This window comes from Nocardia sp. NPDC059154 (assembly GCF_042755705.1).
Classification (GTDB): domain Bacteria; phylum Actinomycetota; class Actinomycetes; order Mycobacteriales; family Mycobacteriaceae; genus Nocardia.
The window spans coordinates 107,172-124,614 of the sequence record NZ_JBHZCS010000024.1; the positions used below are offsets into that span (position 1 = coordinate 107,172).

Annotated in this window: 18 protein-coding genes; 7 read left to right on the forward strand and 11 right to left on the reverse strand. The window is 67.5% G+C overall.

Annotated elements, in window-relative coordinates; translation table 11 throughout:
- From ACFXN1_RS21780 to ACFXN1_RS21790, 3 genes are all read left to right on the forward strand, one after another.
- Positions 1-1,037: ABC transporter permease (locus ACFXN1_RS21780; protein ID WP_379463658.1), on the forward strand; the 1,037-nt coding region annotated here is incomplete at its 5' end.
- Entirely contained in the window at positions 1,034-1,741 is a 708-nt protein-coding gene (locus ACFXN1_RS21785) for an ABC transporter ATP-binding protein (protein WP_379445818.1), read from the forward strand. The genes ACFXN1_RS21780 and ACFXN1_RS21785, both read left to right, overlap by 4 nt.
- A 19-nt stretch (positions 1,742-1,760) precedes the next feature.
- Complete coding sequence (locus ACFXN1_RS21790; RefSeq protein WP_379445817.1) at positions 1,761-2,360, forward strand: TetR/AcrR family transcriptional regulator; 600 nt, start codon at positions 1,761-1,763, stop codon at positions 2,358-2,360.
- Positions 2,361-2,470: 110 nt separating this feature from the next.
- Here the strand turns inward: ACFXN1_RS21790 and ACFXN1_RS21795 are convergent, their stop codons facing one another.
- From ACFXN1_RS21795 to ACFXN1_RS21805, 3 genes are all read right to left on the reverse strand, one after another.
- Positions 2,471-2,599 carry a hypothetical protein gene (locus ACFXN1_RS21795; RefSeq protein WP_379399162.1) on the reverse strand — a complete coding sequence of 43 codons (129 nt, stop codon included), beginning with the start codon at positions 2,597-2,599 and terminating at the stop codon, positions 2,471-2,473.
- A complete protein-coding gene (gene ctaD / locus ACFXN1_RS21800) occupies positions 2,596-4,335 on the reverse strand; it encodes a cytochrome c oxidase subunit I (protein ID WP_379445816.1) in 1,740 nt (579 codons plus the stop codon). Before ctaD ends, ACFXN1_RS21795 begins: the two co-directional genes overlap by 4 nt.
- A 132-nt stretch (positions 4,336-4,467) precedes the next feature.
- Entirely contained in the window at positions 4,468-5,655 is a 1,188-nt protein-coding gene (locus tag ACFXN1_RS21805) for a Rieske 2Fe-2S domain-containing protein (protein ID WP_379445815.1), read from the reverse strand.
- A 209-nt stretch (positions 5,656-5,864) separates the two neighbouring features.
- Between ACFXN1_RS21805 and hsaA the strand changes: the two genes are divergently transcribed.
- Entirely contained in the window at positions 5,865-7,028 is a 1,164-nt protein-coding gene (hsaA, locus tag ACFXN1_RS21810; protein WP_379445814.1) for a 3-hydroxy-9,10-secoandrosta-1,3,5(10)-triene-9,17-dione monooxygenase oxygenase subunit, read from the forward strand.
- A gap of 130 nt (positions 7,029-7,158) precedes the next feature.
- Here hsaA and ACFXN1_RS21815 read toward each other — a convergent pair whose 3' ends face one another.
- Positions 7,159-7,533 (reverse strand): VOC family protein, encoded by a 375-nt coding sequence (locus tag ACFXN1_RS21815; protein ID WP_379399158.1) that lies wholly within the window; start codon positions 7,531-7,533, stop codon positions 7,159-7,161.
- Between the two features lie 82 nt (positions 7,534-7,615).
- On the opposite strand from ACFXN1_RS21815, the gene ACFXN1_RS21820 reads away from it, so the two are divergent.
- Positions 7,616-8,029 (forward strand): ArsR/SmtB family transcription factor, encoded by a 414-nt coding sequence (locus ACFXN1_RS21820; protein WP_379445813.1) that lies wholly within the window; start codon positions 7,616-7,618, stop codon positions 8,027-8,029.
- On the opposite strand, the gene ACFXN1_RS21825 is transcribed toward ACFXN1_RS21820, so the two are convergent.
- From ACFXN1_RS21825 to ACFXN1_RS21840, 4 genes are all read right to left on the reverse strand, one after another.
- The gene (locus ACFXN1_RS21825; RefSeq protein ID WP_379445812.1) at positions 7,915-8,814 is read right to left on the reverse strand and encodes a hypothetical protein; all 900 of its coding nucleotides are present in this window, start codon (positions 8,812-8,814) and stop codon (positions 7,915-7,917) included. The two genes, ACFXN1_RS21820 and ACFXN1_RS21825, sit on opposite strands and share 115 nt — an antisense overlap.
- A 15-nt stretch (positions 8,815-8,829) precedes the next feature.
- Positions 8,830-9,705, reverse strand: coding sequence for a 3-hydroxyacyl-CoA dehydrogenase family protein (locus ACFXN1_RS21830; protein ID WP_379445811.1), 876 nt, complete (start codon positions 9,703-9,705; stop codon positions 8,830-8,832).
- 233 nt (positions 9,706-9,938) lie between these two features.
- Positions 9,939-10,379 carry a hypothetical protein gene (locus ACFXN1_RS21835; protein WP_379445810.1) on the reverse strand — a complete coding sequence of 147 codons (441 nt, stop codon included), beginning with the start codon at positions 10,377-10,379 and terminating at the stop codon, positions 9,939-9,941.
- 46 nt (positions 10,380-10,425) lie between these two features.
- The gene (locus ACFXN1_RS21840; protein ID WP_379445809.1) at positions 10,426-11,733 is read right to left on the reverse strand and encodes a PucR family transcriptional regulator; all 1,308 of its coding nucleotides are present in this window, start codon (positions 11,731-11,733) and stop codon (positions 10,426-10,428) included.
- Between the two features lie 186 nt (positions 11,734-11,919).
- Between ACFXN1_RS21840 and bioB the strand changes: the two genes are divergently transcribed.
- Complete coding sequence (bioB, locus tag ACFXN1_RS21845; RefSeq protein WP_379445808.1) at positions 11,920-12,984, forward strand: biotin synthase BioB; 1,065 nt, start codon at positions 11,920-11,922, stop codon at positions 12,982-12,984.
- A 46-nt stretch (positions 12,985-13,030) separates the two neighbouring features.
- On the opposite strand, the gene ACFXN1_RS21850 is transcribed toward bioB, so the two are convergent.
- The 3 genes from ACFXN1_RS21850 to ACFXN1_RS21860 form a co-directional block, all read right to left on the reverse strand.
- Positions 13,031-14,230, reverse strand: coding sequence for a cytochrome P450 (locus ACFXN1_RS21850; RefSeq protein WP_379463659.1), 1,200 nt, complete (start codon positions 14,228-14,230; stop codon positions 13,031-13,033).
- Between the two features lie 83 nt (positions 14,231-14,313).
- On the reverse strand, positions 14,314-14,904 hold the full coding sequence (locus ACFXN1_RS21855; RefSeq protein WP_379445894.1) for a TetR/AcrR family transcriptional regulator: 591 nt from the start codon (positions 14,902-14,904) through the stop codon (positions 14,314-14,316).
- Between the two features lie 100 nt (positions 14,905-15,004).
- The gene (locus ACFXN1_RS21860; protein ID WP_379445895.1) at positions 15,005-15,859 is read right to left on the reverse strand and encodes a hypothetical protein; all 855 of its coding nucleotides are present in this window, start codon (positions 15,857-15,859) and stop codon (positions 15,005-15,007) included.
- A 285-nt stretch (positions 15,860-16,144) separates the two neighbouring features.
- On the opposite strand from ACFXN1_RS21860, the gene ACFXN1_RS21865 reads away from it, so the two are divergent.
- Positions 16,145-17,290: a methyltransferase gene (locus tag ACFXN1_RS21865; protein ID WP_379445896.1), complete on the forward strand. Its 1,146-nt coding sequence runs from the start codon at positions 16,145-16,147 to the stop codon at positions 17,288-17,290.
- Positions 17,291-17,443: the final 153 nt, after the last annotated feature.

The window sequence follows — 17,443 nt, forward strand, 5'->3', positions numbered from 1 at the left end:
TCGTGATGCTGGCTGGCCTGTCGTCGGGCCTGGTCGACGACGGTGTCTCGGGATTGAAGGCCATGCCCGTGGACGCCTTCGCCTTCGCGCCGAAGACGGAGACGGAATCGGCTTTCACCCGCAGCACGGTCGACGACGGGGAGGTCGCGGCCTGGCGCGGGCGCGGCGATGTCGCCGATGCGGCGCTGTTCGGAAACACGCTGGTCAATGCGAAGACCGGCAACGGGGTCGCGATCGATCTCGCGCTGTTCGGGGTCGAGCCGGGGTCGTTTCTGGCCCCGAGCCCGGCAGAGGGGTCCGGGCTCGGGGCGCCGGACGGCATCGTGGTCAGCCCGACCACCCTCGACAAGGGCGTCCGCATCGGCGATGTGGTGATCATCGACCGCATCGGCACCACCCTGCGGGTGGTCGGCGCGACCGCCGAACAGCGCACCTTCGGGCACGTGAACGTCGCCTATGTGCCGCTGCGACTCTGGCAGGAGATCCACGCCGGACTGCGGCCCGGCGACATCGCCCGGCCGGAGATCTATCACGAGGCCAATGCCGTGGCGCTGCGCGCGCGGCCCGGCGGCATCGATCTGGCGGCGGGGGATCGCGCCGCGGGCACGCACGCCATGACGCTGTCGGCCTCATTCGATGCTTCTCCCGGCTACTCGGCCGAAATGTCGACCATGACCCTGATCCGGGTCTTCCTCTACGCCATCTCGGCCCTGGTGGTCGGCGCGTTCTTCATGGTCTGGACGGTGCAGCGCACCCACGAGCTGGCGGTGCTGCGGGCGCTGGGTGTCTCCACCGGATATCTGTTGCGCGACAGCCTGATCCAGGCCGCGATCGTGCTCGTCGCCGCGACGGCCGCCGGGGTCGGCGTGGGAGTGGGCGGCAGCCGGTTCGTCGGCGGCATGCCCTTCGCGCTCGAACCCGGCGCGGTCGCGGTCGGTGCGGTACTGCTGATCGTGATGGGCATGCTGGGTGCGGTGCTGACCACGTTGCGCGTCACGCGGGTCGACCCGCTCGAGGCTCTGGGGGCGCAGCGATGACCGTCGAATCGATTGTCCGCCAGGGCATCTCGCTCAGCGATGTCTCGCTGACCTTCGGCAGCGGCGACCATGCCGTGGCGGCCCTGGACCGCATCGACCTGACCGTACGGGCGGGCGAGCTGCTGGCCGTCGTGGGACCGTCCGGATCGGGCAAATCCACGCTGCTCGCGGTCGCGGGCGGGCTGGCCCGGCCCGACACCGGGCAGGTGCTGGTGCACGGCACCGAGATGACGACCCTGTCCCGGCGGCAGTTGGCGCGATTCCGCCGCGAGCACATCGGGTTCGTGTTCCAGACCGGGAATCTGATTCCCGCGCTGACCGCCCGCGACCAGGTGCGGCTGCTCGATCGCACCGGCGGGCGGAAGCGCGGCACCGCAGCAGCTTCGAGCGGCCCAGCGGATCCGGGTGCCCTGCTCGCCGCCGTCGGCATGGCCGCGAAGGCGGGGCGGCGGCCGCATCAGCTCTCCGGCGGGGAACGCCAGCGCGTCGGCATCGCCCGCGCGCTCGCGACCGGCCCGACGCTGCTGCTGGTGGACGAGCCCACCGCGGCGCTGGATCGCGCCCGCAGCCACGACGTGATCGAGCTGCTGGCCCGGCAGACCCGCGAGCGGAAGGTGGCCACCATCATGGTCACCCACGATCACGACATCCTCGGCCACTGCGATCGGGTGCTCACCCTGGTGGATGGGAGACTGAGCGGGTAACCCCCAACGAGGAGATCACGTGCCGAGGATCCAAGCCGCCACGCTCGCCGAACATCGCGAGGCGCAACGCCGCGCCCTGCTCGACGCCGCGCGCGCCATCCTCGCCGAGGACCCGGCCCGCCCGCCCACTCTCACCGAGGTGGCGGCGCGCGCCGGGCTCGCCCGCCCCAGCGTCTACCAGTACTTCTCCTCCCGCGACCAGCTGCTCGCCGAGCTGCTGGCAGACACCTTCCCGCAGTGGGCGCGCCGGGTGGCGGAGCGGATGGCGGCCGCGTCCGGCCCGGCCGATCAGGTTCTCGAATACGTCCGCGCCAACCTGGAATTGGTCGCGAGCGGTGAGCATGCCCTGGCCCGCGTGCTCACCACGATCATCGACGACGATATCGCCGCCTACAGCCGCGAACTGCACGACGAACTCCGCACCCCGCTGATCGCCGCGCTCGAGACGGCCGGTGCGGCCGACCCCGCCGCCACCGCCGGACTCATCGACGGCATCGTGCATGCGGCCTCGCGCATGCTCGAGAGTGGCCAGGACACCGACCGGACTGTCACGGCCGCAACGGAATTGGTCGGTCCCTACTTGTCGGCGCTGTCGCCGAGCGCGGCCGGGCGGCGCTGAATCCGCACGCGGGAAGATCGCGAAAGGCCCGGTGAGGCCGCACGGGCGGGGCGCGGCCTCACCGGAATGCGAACGGCTGCAAGGGGAGTCAGCGTTCGCACGATCGGGGGTCAGCGACCTTGGGCGAGGTGGGTCAGCAGGATCAGGCCGCCGATCAGCGTCAATCCGGTCAGCAGGACCAGGGCGCCGTAGGGCAGGCGGGGAATCCGGAAGGTCGAGAGTTGCTGGGGCCTGGTCATTTCGCCTCCATGGGCGTGGTCTCGGTGACGTGGTGGGCGGTCGCGCCCCAGCCGACGTGGGCCTCGGCGCGCATGCGGTCGATCATGTGCGGGTAGTGGAGTTCGAAGGCGGGTCGCTCGGAGCGGATGCGCGGGAGTTCGTAGAAGTTGTGCCGTGGCGGCGGGCAGCTGGTGGCCCACTCGAGGGAATTGCCGTAGCCCCACGGGTCGTCGACGGTCACGATCTCGCCGTAGCGGTAGGACTTGAAGACGTTCCACAGGAACGGCAGCATCGACGCGCCGAGCAGGAAGGCGCCGATGGTGGAGACCTGGTTCAGCAGGGTGAAGCCGTCGGAGGGCAGGTAGTCGGCGTAGCGCCGCGGCATGCCCATGTTGCCGAGCCAGTGCTGGGCCAGGAACGTCAGATGGAAGCCGAGGAACGTGGTCCAGAAGTGCCACTTCGCGAGGCGTTCGTCGAGCATGCGGCCGGTGATCTTGGGAAACCAGAAGTAGATGCCTGCGAAGGTGGCGAACACGACCGTGCCGAACAGGGTGTAGTGGAAGTGCGCGACCACGAAATAGGTGTCGGACAAATGGAAATCGAGTGGTGGTGAGGCCAGGATGACGCCGGACAGGCCGCCGAACAGGAAGGTCACCAGGAAGCCCAGCGAGAACAGCATCGGGCTCTCGAAGCTGAGCTGACCACGCCACATGGTGCCGATCCAGTTGAAGAACTTCACGCCGGTCGGCACCGCGATGAGGAAGGTCATGAACGAGAAGTACGGCAGCAGCACGGCTCCCGTGGCATACATGTGGTGCGCCCACACCGCGATGGACAGCGCCGCGATGCCCAGTGTCGCGTAGACCATGCCGGTGTAGCCGAACAGTGGTTTGCGGCTGAACACCGGGAAGATCTCCGACACGATGCCGAAGAACGGCAGCGCGATCACGTACACCTCGGGGTGCCCGAAATACCAGAAGAGATGCTGGAACAGCATGGTTCCGCCGCTGGCCGGATCGTAGATGTGCCCACCGAGGTGCCGGTCGTAGTACAGCGCCAGGGCGGCTGCGGTCAGCAGCGGGAACACCAGCAGCACAAGGAAACTCGCGACGACGACGTTCCAGGTGAAGATGGGCAGCCGGAACATGGTCATACCCGGGCAGCGCAGGCACACGACGGTGGTGAGCATATTGACCGCGCCCAGAATGGTTCCCAGGCCCGAGACGCCCACCCCCAGGATCCACAGGTCCGCGCCGACACCGGGGGAGTGGATGATGTCCGACAGCGGCACGTACGCGGTCCAGCCGAAATCGGCCGCACCGCCCGGGGTGACGAAGCCTGCGGTCGCCATGGTCGCGCCGAACAGATACAACCAGTAGCTCAGCGCATTGAGCCGCGGAAACGCGACATCGGGCGCGCCGATCTGCAAGGGCAGCAGGATATTCGCGAATCCGAAGATGATGGCGGTCGCGTAGAACAGCAGCATGATCGTGCCGTGCATGGTGAACAGCTGGTTGAACTGTTCCGGCGACAGGAACTGCATGCCCGGCTGCGCCAGCTCCGCGCGCATGATCAACGCCATCAGCCCGGCGATCATGAAGAACGCCATCGAGGTCATCAGGTACATCTGCCCCAGCACCTTCGGGTCGGTCGTGCTGACCATCCGGTACAGGAATGAGCCCTTGGGCGATCGCCGCACCGGATGCGGACGCGTGATCTCCGGCGCTGCTGGGGTTTTCGGTGATATCGCGGTCACCCAGCGCACGGTAGTGAGCTGCGGGGTAGCCGGTGAATCCCCGAGGGACGGTTTGAGGACCTTCGACGAGCGATCGAGGACCTTGGGCCGCGGCGCCGGTGACCTCCGAACCGAGATCGTCCTCGAACTGGGCTAGGGTGCGGTGGCCGGGATCACATCGCGCCGGCGCAGGTTCTCGGCGACCTCGAGCTCCCAGACCTCGTTGGCCCGCGAGGTGTCGACTTCGAACTCGAAGCGCCGCACCGATTTCGGGTCGACGTCGGCGACGTCGACGTAGAACTGCTCGTACCAGCGGCGCAGCTGGTAGACCGGGCCGTCCTCGTCGCAGAGCAGTGGGTTCTCGATCTTGGACTTGTGCTTCCAGATCTCCACGTCCTGCAGGAAGCCCTCGCCGATGCCCTCGGTCATCCTGTCCGCCAGACGGTTCGCGGTGTCCGCCGGTACGCCCGTGGGTCTTTCCAGCGTGATGCCGTACTGCAGGACGAAGGAGTCCTGGGTGACCGGGTAGTGACAGTTGACCAGAACGCTGCGGACCTCGAAACCGCCGTAGACATTGAGCAGTGGATTGATCATGTAGGCGGGCCCGAAGTACGAGGCCTCCGATTTCAGCAGCGTGTCTCCGCGGTACTTGGTCGCCATGCCGACGTCCGGGCGGCCCTTGGTCTCTAGGTACTGCGTCGCGACATGGCCCTCGAAGACGTTCTTGAAAAATGTTGGGAACGCGTAGTGGATGTAGAAGAAGTGGGCCATGTCCACGATGTTGTCGATGATCTCGCGGCAGTTGGAGCCCTCGATGAGGATCGAGCGCCAGGTCCACGGGGTCCAGTCGGGGGAAAGCGTTGCCGCGGGGTTGCCTTCGGCGTCGGTGTACGGTCCCCGGATGGTCGGGATGGTGACCTGGTCCGGTGGCGGGTTGCCCTCGTGGTCGTGCCAGACGAAGAGCTGGCCGTTGCGCTCGAGCGTGGTCCACGCGCGGGTGCGGGCCAGCGGGGGTATCCGCGGCGCGTAGGGAATGCCGGTGCAGCGGCCGTCGCCGTCCCAGCGCCAGTCGTGGAACGGGCAGGCGATCCGGCCGTCCTTGACCGTGCCTGTCGACAGGTCGCCGCCGAGGTGGCGGCAGTAGGCGTCCAGCACCCGCAGTCCGCCGGTATCGTCGGCCCAGACGGCCAGCTTGGTGCCGAAGGCATTGACCGAGTGGGGTTTCCCGTCCCGGAACGCGTCCGCCAGGCCCAGGCAGTGCCAGCCGCGGGCATAGCGGGTCGGCATCGTGCCCACGTCGATGTCCCGGATCTTTCTGCCGAACCCGCGTGACGTCGCCATCGCACCCTCCTAGGTCTAGAACCAGTTTCAGATCTGTGTCAGCTTCCGATCAGTAAGAGCATCCAGAAAATGGTCGAAAGACTCTTCTTTTAGGGATTTCCGTCCGCTTGTCGCGGGCCTCGAGCTGCTCGATAGTGACTGGAACGTGTTCTAGATATGTGGCGGAGAGTGTGCGATCGCCACCTGACCGGTCAGGAGAACCCGGCGAGATGACCCGTGAAATCACCGCGCGCGTCGAGGCTTTGGTGCCGACCCTGCGCGAGCGCGCCCAGCGGACCGAGACATTGCGGCGCATTCCCGACGAGTCGATCGAGGACCTGCGGGAGGCGGGATTCTTCACCCTGATGCAGCCGCGGCAATGGGGCGGATGCGCCGCAGATCCGGTGGTCTTCTACGACACCGTGCGCACCCTGGCGAGCGCCTGTGGATCCACCGGCTGGGTGGCGGGGATCCTGGGGATTCACAACTGGCACCTGGCGCTGTTCGATCAGCGTGCGCAGGACGATGTCTGGGGCCACGACAGCGAAGCGCGGATCGCCTCGTCGTACGCGCCGATGGGCGCCGGTGCCGTGGTGGACGGTGGCTATCTGGTCAGCGGTTCGTGGGCGTGGTCTTCCGGGGTGGACCACGCCGACTGGGTCTTCGTCGGCGGGCCGGTGCTCGAGAACGGCAAGCCTGTCGACTTCGGCTCCTTCCTCATCCCGCGCAGCGACTACTCCGTCGACGACGTCTGGAACGTGGTCGGTCTGCGTGGCACCGGATCCAATACGGTTGTCGTCGAGAACGTCTTCGTCCCGCGGCACCGCTTCCTAAGCTTCGGCGTCATGAACTCGCTGACATCGCCCGGGCTGCAGCGAAATTCGGAGCCGGTCTACAAAATGCCATGGGGGACAATCCATCCCGCCACGATCTCCACGCCGATCGTCGGCATGGCCTACGGCGCCTACGCGGCCCACGTCGAGCATCAGGGCAAGCGGATCCGGGCCGCGTACGCCGGCGAGCACGCCAAGGACGACCCCTTCGGCAAGATCCGCATCGCCGAATCCGCCAGCGACATCGATGCCGCGTGGCGGCAGTTGTCCGGCAATGTCGCCGACGAGTACGCCCGGCTCCGGGACGGCGGGGAGATCCCGTTCGCCCTGCGCGCCCGCGCGCGCCGCGACCAGGTCCGCGCTACCGCCCGCGCCATCGCCGCCATCGACCGGCTCTTCGAGGCCGCCGGGGCCGGCGCCCTCGCAGTCGACACCCCGCTGCAACGCCTCTGGCGCGATGCCCATGCCGGACGCGTCCACGCGGCCAACGACCCCGAACGTGCCTACGTTATGTACGGGAACCACGCTTTCGGTCTCCCGGTGGGGGACACCATGGTGTAGTCGGATCGGTCGGCGGCGGGCTCCGGATCAGGCCCTGCCCGCCAGGCGAAGGACCCGAGCGCCCCGCCATCGGCGCCAACCTGGCCACCGCCCGCGCCGGTGCCTGATCGCCGCGCGGGGCCTGCCGTCGTCAGCTCGCGACGGATTCGACCTTGGCCGTATCGAATTCGACGTATTCGATGCGTGCGCCGCCGGGGTGCCGCACCGTCAGATTGCGGCCGGTGGGAACGTCGTTCGGGCCGTCGAGGATGTCGCCGCCGAGGGTGGTGATGATCGTCAGCACCTCGTCCAGGTCGTCCACTATCGCGGTGGCGTGTGTTTCCCGGTAGGGGGCAAGGGCTTCCGGGGTTCCGGCGATGAGCAGGTAGGCGCCGATGCCGGCCAGTTCCAGCTCGCGATAGGCGAAGCGGAGCCGGGGCTGCTCACCGGTGAGCGCGGTGAACGTGGGCAATGCGGCGTCCAGATCGTCGACGTAGACGCGGGCCAGGGTGCTGAGGACCGTCACGGCAATCTCATTTCGATATTTCCGAATTAACGAAACGAACGTAAGCTGGTGCCCCGGTCATGTCAACCGAACGAGGAACCCGATGCCGCCGCTGACCCAGCCGAATACCGCGGACCTGAACCTGGTGACGGTGCTGCACGCCCTGGGGGACCCGGTCCGGATGGAACTGGTGCGCCTCATGGCCGTCCACGGCGAAATCTCCTGCAGCCCCGACCATCTCGTAATCCCGAGATCGACCCTGTCGAACCATTGGCGCACCCTGCGCGAGGCCGGCCTCACCGTCACCCGCGTCGACGGCAAGGCCCGCTACATGACCCTGCGCCGGGCCGACCTCGACGAACGATTCCCCGGCGTTCTCGATGCGGTGCTCGGGTCCCACTCTCAGAGGTCTGCCAGTGCCAGTCCGGTGAGCGCGCCACCGGGGCGGGCGATTTCGGTGTCGATGCCGTCGTCGAGGTCGACGAGGCGGATCGCGCCGCCGAGATCGCCGACGTAGAACCGGGATTCGCTGATCGCCACCACGCCGATGGCCTCGCGGTAGCCGCTGGACAGGATGGTCACCGGTCCCGGAACCGGGTCGACCGAGGCGCTGTTGAGGGTGTTGCCCGCGGGTTCCGCGCCGCGGTCGGTCCACAGCAGGTTCCCGTCGCCGGACAGTGCCAGGTCGATCGGTTCGGGGAGGTCGTGCCAGAGCACCTCGATATCGGTGCGGGCCGCGGGGGAGGTGCCGGCGGGGAGCTCGAGTGGCGCGCGGAAGATCCGGCCTTCACCAGCCTTCGGTGCGCCCTTCTGGGTCCAGTAGAGGTGGCGGCGGTCGAGGTCCAGGCAGATGCCGACCGGCCAATTCCGAGACTGCACAGCGTCTTCGGGGCCTTCGCCGGTGACCACCAGCGGGCGCAGCTCGCCCCCGGCGAGATTGCAGGTGAGGACCTGCATGCCCTCGCGGTCGCACCAGTACAGGTGGCCGGTGTCGAAATCGGCGGTGAGCTGCTTGCCGGTGGTGAACGCACCGGGCGGGACGATCACCGTGCGATTGCCGCCGTCGAGGTCGGCGCGTTCGAGCATGCCGGTCCGGTGGAAGAACACGGGTTCCGTGCCGGGCGTGGGACGCATGTCGGGTGCGCCCATGCTGGTCCAGTACACGTGCCCGCGATCTTGATCGACGGTGACGCCGTCGGGGTAGGCGTCCAACCCGGTGATCAGGGTGCGCACGTCACCCCCGTCGAGCGAGATCGCGTGCATGGCACGGGCTTTGAGGTCGAGCGCGAGCAGATGTTTCATCGCGGCCTCCTGCCGTCAAAGCCGATTCGGGTCGGGGTAGTCGTCGTAGAAGCCGGCACCGGATTTCACGCCCAGCCTGCCGTCGGCGATATAGCGCTTCAGCAGAATGCGCGGGCCCTCGGGTAGATGCGGATTCTCCTGGGCGTAATGCTCTTCGATATCGAGCACCACATCGAGGCCGACGCTGTCCATCATCCGGAACGGGCCCGCCTTGGTGCCGAAATTCAGCTTGAACATGGCATCGACATCCTGCGGGGTCGAGACGCCCTCGTAGACGACGTCGAGCGATTCGCGTTTCAGCGCCGCCCAGATCCGATTGAGGATGAAGCCGGTGCTCTCCTTGCGGCACAGGAAAGGATGCAGACCGTATTCGGGGAACGTCGACATGACGAAGTCGATGATCTCGGGCGCGGTATCGCCATCGGACATCACATCGAGCGTCGTCGACGCGGGCGGCATATAGAAATGCGTATTGAGCATGCGGTCGCGGGTCGAAAGCCTCTCGGTGAACAGCCTGCTCGCATACGACGACGAATTCGACGAGACGACCGCATCGGCCGCGCACAGTCCGTCGAGCTGACCGAAGATCGACTTCTTGAGGTCGAGCCGCTCCGGCACCGCCTCCACCACCAGCCACGCCTCCGCCACCGCATCGGCCAGGTCCGGCACATAACTCACGATCCCCGGCGTGCCGCCGTCGATGTGGGCGGCCACCGCGGGCAATTCGCCGGTCGCATACCCGGCGGCCTGCGTCCCCTGCGTCCCGTTCGGATCGGTGATGTGCACGGTGCCGCCCCGCGTGGCGAACATCAGCGCAATGCGCCGGCCCAGGGTTCCCGCGCCGATCACGGCCACCGGCCGATTGCGATAGTCATTCGGTATCGCGGCCATTCCCTGCTCCTTCGATGAAAGGTCCGAGCTGTGAATTCGCGTTATCGATCGCTATACCGTAGCGGGGCATACTCCTCTCCCGGGGTAGCGGCAGCATTGTCGGCGCGGTGGGTGGGTGTGGACGCGGTGGTGGTCCGGCGGGCTGACACGGTTCGGGCTCAGGGCGCTCGTCAGGTCCATGGCTTCGGCACCACGCGGGATGTCGGCGAGTAATCGATAACCCGGCCATTTGGTTACGTCGTAGCCGCCGTAAGCGTCGAAAATGCTTTGATACTGGCCGTCGGTGATCCGCCGGAAGTCGGTGTAGTCGACCGCCAGTTGGACGAGATCCCCCTCACGCCAACCAACCGATACGTTGTCGAGGTAGGGAACGGTGGGAACACCCGAGGGCGGTACCACAAGATTTCCTTGCCATGCTCGTCGTGTATCACGCACGGTGCCGATGGATCGTCGAACTCGTTGTACTGCTGCTGAAGTCGCGCATACTGCTCCAAACGCCAAGAGCGGGCGCCTTCGTAGATCGTGATTGCGGACTCGATGCGTTCTCGCAGTCCATCGAATGGCGTGTAGCTCGGCAGCTGAAACTGTTGGCGCAGTTGATATCCGGCGTGATCCTGGAGGCCGTTACCGATCAGTGCGCCCTCGCCCTGCGCGACCGGCGCGCCGCCCTGCACGTGCCCGTCACCTTCGATCTGCGCCGGTCGGCACCCACTCCTGGGGCTACTGGGAGGAGGACCTGCACAAGTCCTGGGCATTGTTCGACCGGGTGCTCCGGTAGGTGCGCGCCACCAGGGCCGAGCGCAGATACCAGACCCCCGAGGTGTGCGTCGGGTCGAATCCGGTGAGCCGGCCGATACGTTTCAGCCGGTAGTCGACAGTATTGGTGTGGACATGCAGCGTCCGGGCCGTGCGCTGACGGTTCAGGTCGTTGCTGATGTGCAACTGGAGCGTCTGCAGTAGTTCGGGATACTCGTCCAGCGGATCCAGCAGCGTCCCGAGGTGATCGCGGCCGGGACCCGGACGGGTGAGCTGGTATTCGAGCGAGAGATCGTCGAAGCGGTACAGCCCACGGACCAGCTGCAAGCGCTGCACCATGTCGAGCAGCTCGTGCGCCTGCTCGGTCGCGGCCGGAATCTGTTGCGGCGCAGCCTGGGTGACTGCTGCGGTGATCGGCACCTGCGCGGCCCGGGAGAGGTTGACGATGAATTCGTCGAGCTCCGCGTCGGGCAGCCCGTGCTCCGGGATCAGGATGGTGCCGCCGTCGACGCTCAGCAGCGAGAGCGCCTTGTCCGGATAGCGGGTCGCCAGCTCGGCCTGTGTCCGGCGCAGTTTGCGGCGCGCGACCACCTGGCTGTCGAGCGCCCGGTTCATCTCGTCCGGATGCGGCGGAATCGAAACCGCAAGCACCCGATACGATTCCGCGATCTCGATGCCGCACTCGCGGGCCATGGTGGAGGTGCTGTGGCCGCCGAGCAGCGCCGAGGTCAACGTGTGCACGGCGGTGTGGTGCTCGCTGATCACCGCGCGCAGGTCGCGCACGTACGCGACCGAGACGGCCGCCGTCATCCGATCCAGCAGCTCCACCACGAGTTTCGCGCCGCCGACCATGGCGTGGAAGTCCGATGCGGTGAGCGAGGGCGTGGTCGCGCCCGCCGCCTGCGTGTACTTGCTGGTGGACTTGGCCATCACCAGGTCCAGGCCGATCTTGAAGCCCTCGTGGATGGCGTGATGGATGGTGTCGATCGGAATGCCCTCGCGGGCCCACTGCGCCGCGGCGTCCTCGAGGCGCTTGGTCTTCTCCGGGATGTCCCGGCCGTCGAGCATGCTGACCGCCAGCTCGAGGCAGGTGCGGGTGATGGTCGTGACATCCCCGCGCAGCGCGTCGCCCGGCAGCGTCCCGCACGGGACCACGGTCTCCACGAAATGCCCGACCATGCGCCGCGACAGCTCGCGGACGTCCCGCAGCGCCGACGACAGCGGCATGCCCGAAATGGTCAGGCCCGAACTCGGTGAATCGATCATCGACATCCCGGCTTCTCCCTTGCACCCCCTGCTTCCCGATCCCGAAGCTACCGATCATCCGGACCGGCTGTCCGGGCACTCGGCCTGTGAGTATTCGGCAAACGTCACCCACCTCGGACTGTTAGTTATCACAAAAGGCCACGTCAAACCAATACTTGAACGGTGTTCAAGCTCGAGGTAGATTGCCTTGACATGACTGATGGACTGTTGAATCTGTTGGTGGACAAGGCGTTACGTCGGACGGTCCCGACCCGGGCGGAGGCGCTGGCATTGCTGAGCGGCGCGCAACCGCTCATCGACGTCGTGGCGGCAGGCTCGCGGGTGCGACACGAATTCTTCGGCGCGCGTGTCAAACTCAACACGATCGTCAATATGAAGAGCGGCCTGTGCCCGGAGGACTGCGGGTACTGCTCGCAGCGGCTGGGCTCGGCATCCGGTGTGCTGAAGTACTCCTGGATCACGCCCGAGCAGGCCGCGCGGGTCGCCGGGCAGGCGATTGCGGGCGGGGCCAAACGAGTGTGCCTGGTCGCCAGCGGGCGCGGGCCCGGCGAACGGGATCTGACCAGAATCGAGCAGACCATTGCCGCCATCACGGCCGACCATCCGCAGACGGAGATCTGCGTGTGCCTGGGTCTATTGGGGGAGGGACAGGCCGAGCGGCTCGCGGCGGCCGGGGCCCACGCCTACAGCCACAACCTCAACACCTCCGAGGCGCGCTATGCCGACATCTGCAGTACGCACACCTTCGACGATCGCGTCGACACCGTGCTGCGGGCGAGCGCGGCCGGGCTGTCACCTTGTTCCGGAGCGATTTTCGGCATGGGGGAGTCGGACGAGGACATCGTCGATCTGGCCTTCGCGCTGCGGGCGCTGGACCCGGACTCGGTGCCGGTCAACTTCCTGATCCCGTTCGATGGAACGCCGCTGGCGGGACAGTGGGAGCTGACGCCCGACCGCTGCCTGCGCATTCTCGCGCTGTTCCGCTTCTTCTTCCCCGACGTGGAGGTGCGGCTGGCCGGTGGCCGTGAGCTCCACCTGCGCGGCCTGCAACCGCTGGCGCTGCACCTGGCCAATTCGATCTTTCTGGGCGACTACCTCACCAGCGAGGGGCAGCCCGGAGCCGACGACCGGCAGATGATCATCGATGCCGGATTCACCATCGAGGGCGCGCAGGAGCAGACCCTGCCGCCGGCGCGCCACGACCTGGTCGCGGTGCGCAAACGTGGTGCGGGGACGGATCTTCCGGCGAACGCGTAGGGTGCGCCGTGGGCGGCTCGCCGAAGGGGCCGCCCACGGCCGGGCACTACCAGACGACCGGAAGCGCTTTCGGGCCGCGCAGCAGCATGCCCGTCTTCCACTCCACCTCGTCGGCGGGAACCGCCAGACGCAGGTTCGGGAAGCGACGCAGCAGCGCGGTCAGCGTCACCTGCAGTTCGAGGCGGGCCAGTTGCGCACCCACGCAGTGATGGAAGCCGTGGCCGAAGGCCAAGTGCGAGTTGTGATGTCGGGTCAGGTCCATGGTGTCCGGATCCGGGAAGACCGTCTCGTCGCGGTTCGCGATCGCCAGATCCACGAAGACGGCCTCGCCCGCGCGAATGAGCGTGCCCGACAGTTCGACATCCTCGACGGCGATGCGCGGGAACGCGCCGCCATTGCCGAGCTGGATGTAGCGGAGCAGCTCCTCGATGGCGGCCGGGACGAGATCGGGATCCGCACGCAGCCGGTCCCATTCGCCCGCGGTGAGCAGGACGTAGACGAAATTGGCGATCTGATTGGCCGTGGTCTCGTGACCGGCGACCAGCAGGGTGAGGCCGAGCGTGATCAGCTCGTCCTCGCTGAGCCGGTCATCGTTGTCCCGGGCCACCACCAGCGCTCCGAGCAGATCGTCGGCGGGGTGGGCGCGGCGCTCGGCGATCTGCTCGGTCAGGTATTCGGCGACGGCGGCGAACGCGGCCAGTCGTTCCTCGTCGGGGACGGCGGTGGTGGACATGATCGCGTCGGAGAAGTCGCGGAAACGATGCTGGTCCCGCGGTGGCACACCGAGCATTTCGCAGATGACCGTGACCGGCACCGGGAGCGCCAGCGCCTCCACCAGGTCGGCGGGCGAGCCGGCCGCGGCCATGGCAGTCAGCATGTCCTCGACGATCTCCTCGGCGCGTGGGCGCAGCTCCTGCACGCGACGGGTGGTGAACGCGGTCATGGTCAGCTTGCGGAGCCGGGTCAGCTCCGGCGGGTCCATGCTGGTCGGGATGTTCGGCATGGCCGGTGTCTCGCGCACCCGCGGCACATCCTCGCGGCCTACCGTGGCGGCGCGGCTGAACCGGGGATCGCTGAGCACCGAGCGCACGTCGGCGTAGCGGGTGACGAGCCAGGCCTCGCCGCCGTAGGGCAGCCGGACGCGGGAAATCGGTTCCTCGCGGAGCAGTGTCATCGCCGTCGGATGCGGATCGAGCCGGACCGGATCGCCGAACGGATAGTGGCGGACTTCGGTAGGTGTGGTCACGCGAAACTCCTTCTGATGTAAGCAAATGCTTACAGCGGTCGATCGTAGGAGTGCGCCACCCAACCGTCAACGCTCGATTTCCGTTATGACGGAGGGAAATTCGTACTTACCCGGTCCAGGAGGACTCGCGCCGAACGCAGGACATGATCGGCGACGACGGCCGGGTCGGCGCTCGCCAGCGGCTCCCAGTGATAGACCGATCGCAGCAGACCGATGCCCAGCAGCCAGGCCACCACCAGATCGGCCCGCAATTCGGCGTCCGGGCCGTCGCCGAGTTCGGACAGTGCCCGCACGTATCGTTCGTCCAGCTCCCGCCGGATCACCGACACGCCGCTGGCATGTCCGCTCGATCGCAGCGCGGCCTGCAGCCAAAGCTGTTGATCGGCAGCAGTATTCAGCATCCCGGCCAGCAGCCGGCCGAGCAGCTCGTCCGCGGGGCCTTCCGACAGCACCCGCTGGCCGCGATCCGCGACGACCGCCCGGAACAGCTCGTCCTTGTTCCCGAAGTACCGGAACAGCAGCGCCTGATTCGCTCCAGCCCGGGCCGCGATCTCCCGCACGGTCGTGCCCTCGAAACCCTTCTCGGCGAACACCTCCCGCGCCGCGGCCAGCAGGGCCGAACGGGTGGCATTGGCATCCTTGTGCCGCCCGCTCGTTTCGCTCCCGGTACCCATTCGCCCTCCGATGTCGCCGCGCCGACGCGCGGCTCGTACGCCGTCGGCTCCTGCCGCGACCATAGACTCGGCGGCGACGGCAGTGCCGGGCTACCTCGGCTTACCCTTCGCCTCGGAGACCACCGGCGGTGCGCTCCGCGTCGACGGCGGCTACGCCCACTCGATCCTGTTGGAGCCCGGTGACGGTGCGTATTCTCTTGTAGCTGTAGGTGATTCCCGCGACGAGAATGATCAGCAGGACTGAGGTGGTGCCCCAGGTGCCGAAACCGAGCCCGCCCTTGTCGTGCGATTTGGACAGCAGATCGCCCACCGTCGCACCGAGCGGTCGGGTGAGGATGAACGCAAGCCAGAACAGCAGGACCCCCGAGATCCGGGTCAGGTAATGGGCGGCAAGCAGGGCGGCCATGACCGCGGCGATGAGCAGCGCGCCCCCGCCGTAGCCGAGCCCGGAACTGTCGGAGAGGTAGTCGCCCAGGGAGGTACCCAGTGTGTTGGACAGCAGAATGGCCGCCCAATACAGCAGTTCGCCACGCGTACTGGTGATTCCGGTGACGTCGTAGGTCTGGCCGCTGAGCTTCCAGATGACGAAGACGACGGCCAGGCCGGTGATCAGGACGGCCGCGCCCGCGCCGTAGCCCAGGCCGCCGTCGGTGGAGGTGCCCGAACCGGGGCCGCGATTGAGGAAATCGGAGATGGTGGTGCCGGCCGTGCTGGTCGCGGCGATCACGGTCCAGTACAGCGCGGGATGGAACTGGCGGGCCCCCAACTGGGCGACCAGGCTGACGGCGAAGATGCCCAGAAACAGCATCGACGCCGCCGCATAGCCGAGGCTCAGGGTTTGGGCCAGCAGATCCCCACCGGTCTCGCCGAGCGTGGTCGCCGCGATCTTCAGCACCCAGAACAGGGCGGTGACCTGGGGGAGCTTGTAGTTCGTATGCGGTTGCGCCGCGGACATGCGGATCCCTTTCGAGCAGTCGGTGTACCGGACACGGGGGAGTCTGCCCCGCGGTCGCTGAGAAGGCGCTGAGACACGTCCGATCCGGGCGTGTGCAATCATGGGGACGGACATCTGACGGAGGGACCGACCGTGGGCATGGGAATGGTGCTGGGCGACAACCGCTCCTGCGCTTCGCCGCGGGAACGGTCCGAATCTCCCTCGTTCTGACGGAAAGTCGCTCTCCGGACTCCTGCCTCGAAGCGTCGCCGGCCCCAGGCACCTTCGTTTCCGCAGGAGTTCGTCATGTCCACCCTCAGCTGGACCGAGAATCGATCGGTCTACACCGCCCACTGGCATTCCGAGAACGGGGCTCCGGCCCCCGCCCGCATCGTCGTCGCCGACGACCGCACGACCGCGCAGACCGCCCACCGGCTCGCGCGGGCGGGCACCGGCCTGGTGTGGCGCGGGGATTTTCACAATGCTCGCCAGTTGCTGCGAGCCCTCGACCGCCGTCTGCGGCGAGCCGCACGACCGATTGGGGGCGAAAGCAGTCCGGCAGCGGTGTTCCATCAGCAGCGTGCCGCGCAGGCCGAGCGCGCCGAGATACTCGGCAGGCTGCTGATCGTGTTCGAACCTGGTTACTCTCTCGAGCTACGGCGCGCGCACGATGTTCGGTCGGCGTGCGAACACGCTTACGCGGCGGTGCGCCCGAATTGCCCAGATATCCAGCGGATGTGCGTGTCGCTGACCGAGCTGCTCGGGGTGCTCAGCGCCTATCAGTGGCATCGGAACGGTGTCGAGATTCCAGCGCTGGGTGCGCGCATCCATCCTGACTACGGCGTGTTCTCCCCGGTTCGCGGCGAGTACGTCGATCTCGTCGCCGGCGCGCCGTTTCCGGTGAAAGCGCAGCGGCCCTCCGTATTCGATCTCGGCACGGGGACCGGGGTGCTCGCCGCGGTTCTGGCCCGGCGCGGTGCGCGGGTGACCGCCACCGATATCAATCCTCGCGCGGTGGCCTGTGCCGAGGCGAACCTGGACCGCCTCGGCCTCACCGCCCTGGTTCGGGTCAGGCAGGCCGATCTGTGGCCCGAGGGTCGTGCGGACCTGATCGTCTGCAACCCGCCCTGGCTGCCGGCGCACCCGACCTCAGCGCTGGAGCTCGGCATCTACGACCCCGGATCGACTGTGCTGCATCGCTTCCTGGACGGATTGCGCCACCACCTCGCCCCGCACGGTGAAGGCTGGCTGATTCTCTCCGACCTCGCCGAACGCCTCGAATTGCGAAGCCGGGACGAGTTCCGTGCCCGCATCGCCGCCTCCGGGCTGCGCGTGGCAGCCCGGTACGACACACCTCCGCGGCATCCGCGAGCATCGGACAGCAGCGATCCTCTCTACGAGGCTCGGCGGGGTGAGGTCACCTCATTGTGGCGACTGGTGCCAAACGACTGATCGGTCCGAGCGGTGGGGGGGGGGGGGGCCGCCACGAGGCGGTGGACAAAAACGAGAAAACCCCCACCCCCCCCCCCCCCACCCCCAACCCTTCCCCCCCCCCCAACCACCCCCCCCTCCCCTCCCCCCCTCATCCCCCACCCAACCCCGCCC